The sequence below is a fragment of the Bacillus sp. YC2 genome, assembly GCF_019891195.1.
GTDB lineage: Bacteria > Bacillota > Bacilli > Bacillales > Bacillaceae > Bacillus.
In genome coordinates this window covers 1-9,646 of the sequence record NZ_JAHXDO010000023.1, presented here as the reverse complement: position 1 = coordinate 9,646, position 9,646 = coordinate 1, and the positions used below count along the sequence as shown (strand labels likewise).

The following is a 9,646-nucleotide window of genomic DNA, read 5'->3' as shown; positions in this document are numbered from 1 at the left end:
CGATGAACTGAGACGGAATCATGTAGGCCGGGAGCCGTTTCGCGAGCTCTGTCCGCACGTCCTGTGTACCCCGCCCTTCAATGTATGCGAAAAGTTCGGTGTCCCCGTTGTCTGTCCGGGCCGTGACCGCCGCTTCCCGCACACCGTCAATCTGCCGAATCACGGCCTCGATTTCTCCCGGTTCAATCCGGTAGCCGCGGACCTTGACCTGCCCGTCTGAACGGCCGAGCCATTCAACAAGCCCCTCCGGAAGCCAGCGGGCTATGTCACCTGTTTTATACATCCGCTCCCCTGGATAAAAGGGATCATCAAGAAACCGTTCTTCGGTCAGCTCAGGCCGGTTCAGGTAGCCTCTCGCCACGCCGGTTCCTGCGATATACAGCTCTCCTATACAGCCTGACGGCAGCAGCCGTTTCTTATGATTTAAAATATACAGCCGCATATTGTGCCCGGGAATGCCGATCGGAACATGGTGAAAGTCAGTTCCTTGAGGTAAATCAAAGTATGCCGCTTCTACTGTTGCTTCAGTCGGTCCGTAGGAATTTGTTAATTCCACTCCCGGAAGCAGTTCATAAAAACGCGAGACAAGGTGTGCCCCCAATTGCTCACCGCCGGCAAAGACTCTTTTTAAGCTGGTGCTGTTGACCGGTTTTTTTCTGTGATTGATATATTCCAAGAAAGCATGAAGCATAGAAGGAACAAAATGCGCTGCTGTTACGTTCTTTTCCTCCAATGCGTTCAGTATGATTTCAGGGTCTTTCTCGCCTCCTTGAGGAAGCAAATAGACAGAAGCTCCTGCAATCGGCCACCAAAACAGCTCCCAAATAGAAGCATCAAAAGAATAAGACGTTTTATGCAAAATAATATCGGTATCGCTTAATGTATATCGTGTCTGTAAGGAGTATAAAAAGTTCACGGCGGACCTGTGTTCAACCTGTACGCCTTTTGGCAGTCCCGTCGATCCGGATGTATAGATGATATAAGCTAAAGAATCAGGCTTTACCGGTATATTCGGATTTGTTGCAGATTCTCTGCGTCCTCCTGTAAGACTGCTGCCAAGAGATAATATGGCTCCCTCAAAAAGGACCGCATCTGCGAGGCCTGATTCCGCAAGCAGAAGTTTTACACCGCTGTCTTTGATTAAAAAGCGGATTCGTTCTTCGGGATAATCCGGGTCAATCGGCAAATATGCCCCGCCTGCTTTTAATATCGCATAAATGCCGATCAGCATCTCAGGCGAGCGTCTGCCCATAATGGCAATTACATCTTCCTGCTGGATGCCCCGTCCGATCAGCTGCCACGCAAGTTCATTGGCCCTTTCATTCAGCTCTTTATAAGTAATAGAAACCGCGTCAGTCAAAACAGCCGTACGATCCGGCGTCTTTGCCGCCTGCTGTTCCAGCAAATAATGAAGAGGCTGATGAAGCGGAACATCTATTTTCTTCAACGGACTGAAGTTTTGAAGCAATGCGATTTCTTCCTCTTTTGAAAGAACTGAAATGTCGTCTAATTCCAAGCCGGGATTGACCGCCGCGTTTTTGGCGAGCGTCGTGAAGAAGCCTGCCCATTTTTGAATCGTCTCCCGCTCAAACAAATCGGTGCTGTATTCAAACTGGCAGTACAGTACTCCGCCGTTTTCCATGACGTACAGTGAAATGTCAAATTTAGAGATCGGCAGGCTGACGTCTGCCGGCTTAAGCTCAAGACCTGCGGCACGCAGCTCTTGCCGCTCCATATTTTGAAGCGCAAATGTTGTGTCAAAAAGCGGGTTTCGGCTCATTTCCCGCTGCACACCAAGCTTATCGACCAGCTCCTCTAATGGGTAATCTTGATGTTCATAAGCTTCCAGGGCTGTTTGACGAATGTCATTTATATATTCCTTGAAAGTCTTGCCGCCTGCCGGACGTGTCCTCATAGCCAGCGTATTGACAAACATGCCGAGTACACCATCAAGATCGGCATGCGGCCTTCCTGCAATCGGAGAACCGACAATCATGTCCTCCTGCCCGCTTAAACGGGATAAAAGAGCTGTGTATACGCCAAGAAGCGTCATGTACAGCGTGCATTTGTTTTCTTTTGCCAGCTGCTTCAATTGTGCGGTGTCCTTTGAATTGATCACAAATGACACCCGGTCCCCGGCAAAGCTTCGCACAGCAGGACGCGGTTTGTCTGCCGGCAATTCGAGCACAGGGAGTTCTCCTGCCTGCTGGTTCAGCCAATATGATTCCTGCCTGCTGTATATGTCACTGGCCTTAAATGACTGCTGCCACACCGCGTAGTCTTTGTATTGAATGCGTAATGGCGGCAGAAGCCGATCGGCATACAGCTCGCTGAATTCCCGCATCAGCAGATTGACTGACACACCGTCAGAAATAATATGGTGCATGTCCACTAAAAGCAGATGCCGCTCTTTTTCGACTGGAACGAAACCAGCCCTGAAAAGAGGCGCCTTGCCAAGATCAAACGGACGGATAAATGATGCAGCTGAACGCTCTTCCGTAAACATAAACGGCGCTTCTTCATGGATTCTTTGCACCGGCTCGCTGTCTTCTCCAGTCTCGAAGGACGTCCTAAGCGGCTCATGCCTGCGGATCAGTTCCTTGAACATCGCTTCCATTCGGTTTCTATCTAATTTTCCCGTCAGCTCCAATACTGCCGGAATATTATAGCTGACACCGCCGTTATCAAGCTGGTGAAGCACGTACATACGCTTTTGGGCGGAGGACACAGGATATGTTTCTTTCGTTTCCGCCTGCTCAATCGACGCGAACGGATTTTCCTCTGTTTCACTGATAACCTTTGCGAGTTCCGCCACGGTCGGATGGGCAAATACGTCACTCAGCGGGACCTGCACGTGACACTCTTTAGCAATTCTGGAAACAAGTGACGTTGCCTTTAATGAATGGCCTCCAAGTTCGAAAAAGTGATCGTGAATGCCGACAGGACCGTTTTTGAGCACCTCTTCCCAAAGCTCGGTAAGCTTCAGCTCTATTACGTTGCGGGGCGCGGTGTATTGACGGCTTGCCGCATACGCCGTTGGCTCCGGAAGAGCCCGTTTATCGACTTTTCCGTTTACAGTAAGCGGAATTGATTCAACAAAAGCCCATTTTACGGGAATCATATAATCAGGAAGGTCTTTGGCCAGATCTGTCCGTAATGCTGAAGGATCAGTCGCTTTTGATACGCTGCAGTACGCGCACAATTCATTTTCACCCGCAGCGTTTTTTTGAATTAGGACGGCTGCTTCTTTCACCGCCGGGTGATTGGCCAATATCACCTCAATTTCCTTCGGTTCGATCCGGTAGCCTCTGATTTTCGCCTGATCGTCAATGCGGCCGATGTATTCAATTTGTCCGTCCGCACGCAGCCTTGCCAAATCTCCGGTGCGGTACATGACCGCTCCCTTTCTGAATGGATCGGGCAAAAATTTCTCTCCCGTTAAAGACGGGTTGTTCGCATAGCCTCTTCCGGTGTTTGCTCCGGAAATATACAGTTCTCCCGCCACGCCCAAGGGCTGAAGCTGTTTGTTCTTGCTGATGATGTACATATTGTTATGGCATATCGGTTTGCCGATCGGAGGATACTCGGGAATATCATCTCCCGGACGAATGGTGTACGCCGATACGACATGAGTTTCTGACGGACCATAATGATTGTGCAAATGCATGCCGTGTGTGCGGAGCACTTGTTGAAATAAACGGGAGACGGTCAATTGCTCTCCTGCTGTAATCACATGCTTCACACAGCGCGGAAATGAATGTGCATAGCTCTCTTCGTTAAAAAGCATTTTGACAAAAGCGGTCGGGAAAAATACAACATCCGTCTGGTGTTTATCAATAAATGAAAACAGCTGAGCCGCATCCCGCTTGATCGATTCAGGCACGATGTGAAGCGTGCCGCCGCTGAGCAGGGCTGTAAACAGCTCTTGATAACAGACGTCAAACGCCGGAGATGCGTATTGAAGCACATTTGTTTTGAAATCAATGTCTGAGTGTGTAAATTGGTCATGCAGCAAATTGGCCATATTTCTATGTTCAAGCAGCACACCCTTCGGTTTCCCCGTCGTTCCTGATGTATAAATGACGTAAAGCAAGTCCTCCGCCGTGTTTATCGTCTGCACATTGCTTCCGTCCGGTTCAGTCTCAGCTTCTTCTATGAATGTGACAAGTTGCGTTGTTGCCTCTGGGACTGACTGGGCTTTCTCTGTTACAACATGAGCGCACCCGCTGTTTTCCATGATGTAGCGGATTCGTTCGGCAGGATGGCTCGGATCAATCGGAACAAAAGCCCCGCCCGATTTTAAAATACCGAGGACGGCCGCTGCTAATGATGGTGAACGCCCGGCGATCACAGCAACCGGCTCTTGATGCTTCACACCCCGTTTTCGGAGAATCCGCGCCAGCTTGTTGGCCGTTTCGTTCAGCTCTTTGTAAGACATCACCGCACCCTCGTATTGAATTGCGATTTCCTGCGGCGTTTGTGCCGCTTGGCGCTCGAACATGGCATGAATCGTTTCATATTCAGGCCGCTCTGTTCCCTCAGAAAGCGGAGCAATCAGCTGTTCTTTTTCCTGCTGAGTAATGATTGTCAGACTGCTCGGGGTGATCGCCGGGTTTTCCAAGACCTGCGAGACGATGTGTGTCAAATGGCCTTTTATATTCTCGATAAAGAAACGGTCATATACGCTTGAGTCGTATCTCATTTTCAAATGGACTTCGTCACCTGGCGCGACCATGAGATAAAAGCTGTAATTGGTTTCGTCCTCCATGCTGAAATCATGAATGTGAAAAAGATCCTTCGTGTCCCCTCTGCTGTTCAGTACATCAATTTCCTGTTCAACGGGGTAATTTTCAAAGACAAGAATATGATCGATTAAGCCTTGTTTGACGGAAGAATTCGCCTGTATATCATAGAGCGGATGATAGCTGCAGGCCTGTCCTTCAAGAGCGTCTTTTTGCACTTGCTTAATGAGTTTGCGGAACGGGACGTCCGTTCCGCTGATCCGCACCGGCACCGTATTGATAAACAGTCCGATCATCCGCTCGATGCCTTCGATTTCAGACGGTCTTCCGGAGATGACCGAACCGAAGACCGCATCTTCCGTCTGATTATACGCTTGCAGCAAAATGCCCCACAGTGTGTGGAAAATGGTGCTCAGCGTAACCTCTTCTTTGACGGCCAACTCTTTCAGTTTGACCGTATCGTTTTCAGAAAAGGAGAAAGTCACTTCCTCTTGACGGCTTTGACCGGCTTTTTTCTGTTTCGGCAGTACGGTCTGCTGCTCAAACCCTTCAAGATAACGCGCCCAGTACCCGGCAGCCTTTTCTTTGTCCTGCTCCATCAGCCATTTGATATAGGTTCCGTACGGCACGGCCGGCTCAAGCGTTAAAGCCGTTTTGCGGAGACGTGAAGCGTAGATCTGGAAAAACTCCTTCAGCACGATTCCAAGGCACCAGCCGTCCATGATGATGTGATGAAAGCTCCAAATGCACGTATATTCTCGTTCTCCGGTTTGAAGAAGAGTTACCCGCATCAGCATGTCTTTTTGCAGATGAAATCCTTTTGCCCGGTCTCTTTTTTTGACATCCTCGATATATTTGATCTGATCAGCTCCGTCTAGATGAGTGAGATTTTCCTCACTTATGCTGACAGTCCGTTCTTTTAATACTACCTGCTGCGGTACAGACACGTTTTGGCTGATAAATATCGTCCTGAAAATATCATGCCTGGCAAAAAGAACATTAACGCTCTCCTCAAACACGCGGGTGTCAACCTCTCCTGTTATTGAAAAGGAAGCCTGCTCGGCGTATGCCTGCGAATCCTTTTGCAGGAGGGAATGAAAAAGCATTCCTTCCTGCATGTAAGACAGCGGGTAAATATCCTGAATTGCATTCTTTTTTGTCATGTTATGATCTCCCTGTCGCCTTTTTCTACAATTCCTCGACAAAACTCGCTATGCTGTCCAAATCCTCAGTTGTTAATGTTTTGCTGCTGAAATCACTAACCGTTTTTTCTGTTTCCTGTTTGCCGGTGCAGTGTTTCATAATATCGTGCAAATATTGATTCAGCGTATGCAAAAGCTGTTCCATTGTCTCTTTGCGGAAGCGGCTCGGCGGATAGCTCAGATTGAAATGGAGCTGGTTTTTCGCAGCCATTGCGCTCATTTCCACCAGCTGTTCGCGCTGCCATGTAGGTGTGATGTCCTTTCCGCTCGCAAGGCTTGATAAGCCGAATGTGTCTTGTTGTTCTGTATCATTGAATTGGCCTAAATAGTTAAAGCCGATTTCCGGGGCTTTGCCAAACTGAATGGTTTTGCGATCGGGATCTGTTATATATTTCAAAATGCCGTAGCCTATTCCTTTATCCGGTATTCTGCCAAGTGTATCTTTGACCGTTTTTACAGCTGATCCCAGTTCGGACCCGGCTGTTTTCAGATCAATGAGCACCGGGTACATTGAAGTAAACCAGCCGACTGTACGGCTGATATCCAGCTCCGGAAGAATGTGCTCTCTCCCGTGCCCTTCCATCGCAATGCGCAGTTTCCCGTCTCCTGTCCAATCCCGTAAAGCCAAGGCTGCCGCAGTCAGCAGAATATCCTGTGTATCGGTATTGTAGGCGCGGTTCACCTGCTGGAGTAAAACGGCTGTATCTTCTTTTGAAAGCGAGAAGCTTACCGTTTGCCGAATGCTGTCTGCTTCAGCTTGCTGCTGCGGTTTTTCATTAGGCAGCAGGGCAGCCTTCTCTTCTTCGGCTGAACGCCAATATTCCTCCTCGCTCATCAGCTTGCTGCTTTGTGCGTATTCCGTAAGCCTCAAGGCGTATTCTTTGTAGGAATCGGTCTTTGGCGGAAGCTGGACAGGCTGTCCTATTACGGCTTGCCCGTAAGCGGCGGATAAGTCCTCCAGCAAAATGCGCCATGACACTCCGTCTACGGCCAAGTGATGAATGGTCAAGAACAAGTAGTCTCCTGACGATGTTTTGAACCAGCCGGCTTTTAATAACGGACCTTTTTCCAAATCCATACGCTTTTGAAGCGCAGCCACCTCTTTTTCTATTACCGTTTCCCACTCATCGGTTTCAGAAATATCACATGTGTCCAAGCTGTACAGTTCATCTTTTTGAACGCCCTGATTGATTTGCTTCAGCTTTCCGTTTTCTGTGCAAATCGTGATCCGTAGCGCATCATGATGAATGGCGAGCTGCTGTAAGGCTGTCCGCAGCGGCTGTTCCTGTAATGCTTCAGAGCTGAACAGCATGACAGATTGATTGAAATGATCGCGCTCCTTCATATGCTGCGATAAAAACCATTGCTGTACGGGTGTCCAAGGGATCTCTCCTTCGACCGCCCGCTGATCTATTACTCTTTCCGTCTTGCGGATAAGAGGCGCAACTTCCTTAATGGTCGGGTGGCGGAATAAGTCGCTTGCCGTCATTTTCCATCCATAGCGGCCGAGGCGGGCAGATACTTGCAGGGCTTTGATCGAATCGCCGCCCAATTCAAAAAATGAATCTTCAATGCCGGCTTGCTTGACGCCGAGAACTCCCTGCCAAATGACTGTAAGCTGTTCCTCCAGCTCATTCCGGGGCGCTCTGTATGTCGTATGAAGAGAGAGCTCCGGTTCGGGCAGGGCCTTCCGGTCAAGTTTCCCGTTTTGCGAAAGCGGCAATGCCTCCAGCTCCATCATATATGCCGGGACCATATAATTCGGCAGGCGGTGAGAAAGGTGAGAACGAACCTTCTCAGTGTTCATGTCAGCCTGCAGGCTCATGTATGCGATAAGCTCTTTATTGCCGGACGGCCCGGTTCTGTCTATCACAGCCGCTTCTTTTACGCCGTCAATTTGCCGCAGCGCTGCTTCAATTTCTCCAAGCTCGACCCGATATCCCCGGATTTTTACCTGATCATCCATCCGCCCGATGTACTCAATCGTCCCGTCCGGCAGCCAGCGGGCTAAATCCCCGGTGCGGTACATTCTTTCTCCCGGTGCGTATGGATTCGGGACAAATTTTTCTTTTGTCAGTTCAGGCCGGCCGAAATAGCCTCTGGCCACTCCGTCTCCGCCCGTGCATAGTTCCCCTTTTACGCCGATCGGCTGAAGTGTTCCCCTGCTGTTTACAATATACGCGGTTGAATTTCCGACAGGCCGGCCGATCGGGATTGAATGGTCATATGTGCTTTCAATCAGAAAGCACGTTGAGAACGTTGTGTTTTCAGTCGGTCCGTATCCATTCCATACTGAAAGGTGCGGAAGTGCGTTCCGAACCCGGTTCACATGGCTTGGCGACAGTGCTTCTCCGCCGATAATCAGTTGGGATAATCCGGAAAACACTTGATCATTTTGCTCTGATAAATGGTTAAACAGAGACGATGTCAGCCACAGTGTTGTGATTCCGTTTTGCTGTATATATGTTTCCAGTTCGTAAGGTTCAAGGTATGTTTCTTTGTCACTCAAATATACAGAAGCGCCGTTCAAAAGCGGACCGAATATTTCAAATACAGTAACGTCAAATCCTAACGATGAAGTAAACAGAAGTCTGTCTTTCGGCGTAAAATCAATATAATTGCTATTTTTCACGAGTCGGATCACGCTGCGCTGTTCAACCATTACGCCTTTTGGTGTACCGGTTGATCCGGACGTATAAATCATATAGGCGAGTGAATCCGGGCCGCCGAGCTGTTCAGGATTATTTGTGCTTATTCCGGCCTGCATTTGTATGTCTTCTATGAATAAACGTTTTCCTGAAACAGGGTACTCCAGTTTGTCAGACTGAAGGAGAATATCAGCCTTGCTGTCTCCGAGTATCCATTCTATTCGTTCCGGCGGCAAGTCATCTGCGATAGGCAAATAGGCTCCGCCAGCTTTTAAAATCCCGAGAATTCCGGCGGCAAGCTCAGGGGTGCGGCCTGTTAATAAAGCGACGACACTTTCCGGACCGACACCGTTCGTTCGAAGCGCGGCTGCTATTCTGTTGGCCCGCTCGTTCAGTTCATGGTATGTCAATGTTTGTCCGCCGCATACGATCGCCTGCGCGTCGGGTGTTTTTGCCGCTTGCTGTTCAAATAGATGGCTGATTGTTTCGTTTCTCGGGTAGTCTCTTTTTGTCTGATTAAATTCATTGAGAATGCGTCTTGTTTCGTCATCATCCAGCACATCTATGTCACCGAGCTGTATGTTCTGATTGTCAATAACATGTTTAAGAATGTGAGTAAAATAGGAAAGCCATTTTATGACCGTCTGTTTTTGATAGATATCGGTGTTAAATTCAAAATCAAGACCGATTGTGCCCTCAGATTCCTCTGATGCGTAAAGCGTTGCATCAAACTTTGAAGCTTTATGACCGATATCCGGAGCTTGGGCCAAGTGCAAATCATTCAGAAAAAGAGATTCACGCTCCATATTTTGGAGAGCAAACATAACGTCAAACAGAGGATTGCGGCTTGTATCGCGAACGACGCCGAGCTGTTCAACGAGTTCTTCAAACGGGTAATCCTGATTCTCATACGCATCAAGCGCTGTTTGCCGAACCTCAGCTAAATAATCTGCAAACCGTTTGTCATCTTTTGGTTCAGTCCTGATGGCGAGCGTGTTAACGAACATGCCGAGTACAGGTTCAAGGTCTTTATGCGGACGGCCGGCAATCGGCG

General features: G+C 48.8%; 2 protein-coding genes. Both read right to left on the bottom strand.

The window, feature by feature from the left end:
* A partial coding sequence (locus tag KY305_RS19550) for a non-ribosomal peptide synthetase (RefSeq protein ID WP_223063906.1) occupies nucleotides 1-5,905 on the bottom strand: 5,905 nt, incomplete at its 3' end.
* A 25-nt stretch (nucleotides 5,906-5,930) separates the two neighbouring features.
* Nucleotides 5,931-9,646, bottom strand: a 3,716-nt coding sequence (locus KY305_RS19545) for a non-ribosomal peptide synthetase (protein ID WP_223063905.1), incomplete at its 5' end; no start/stop codon positions are given.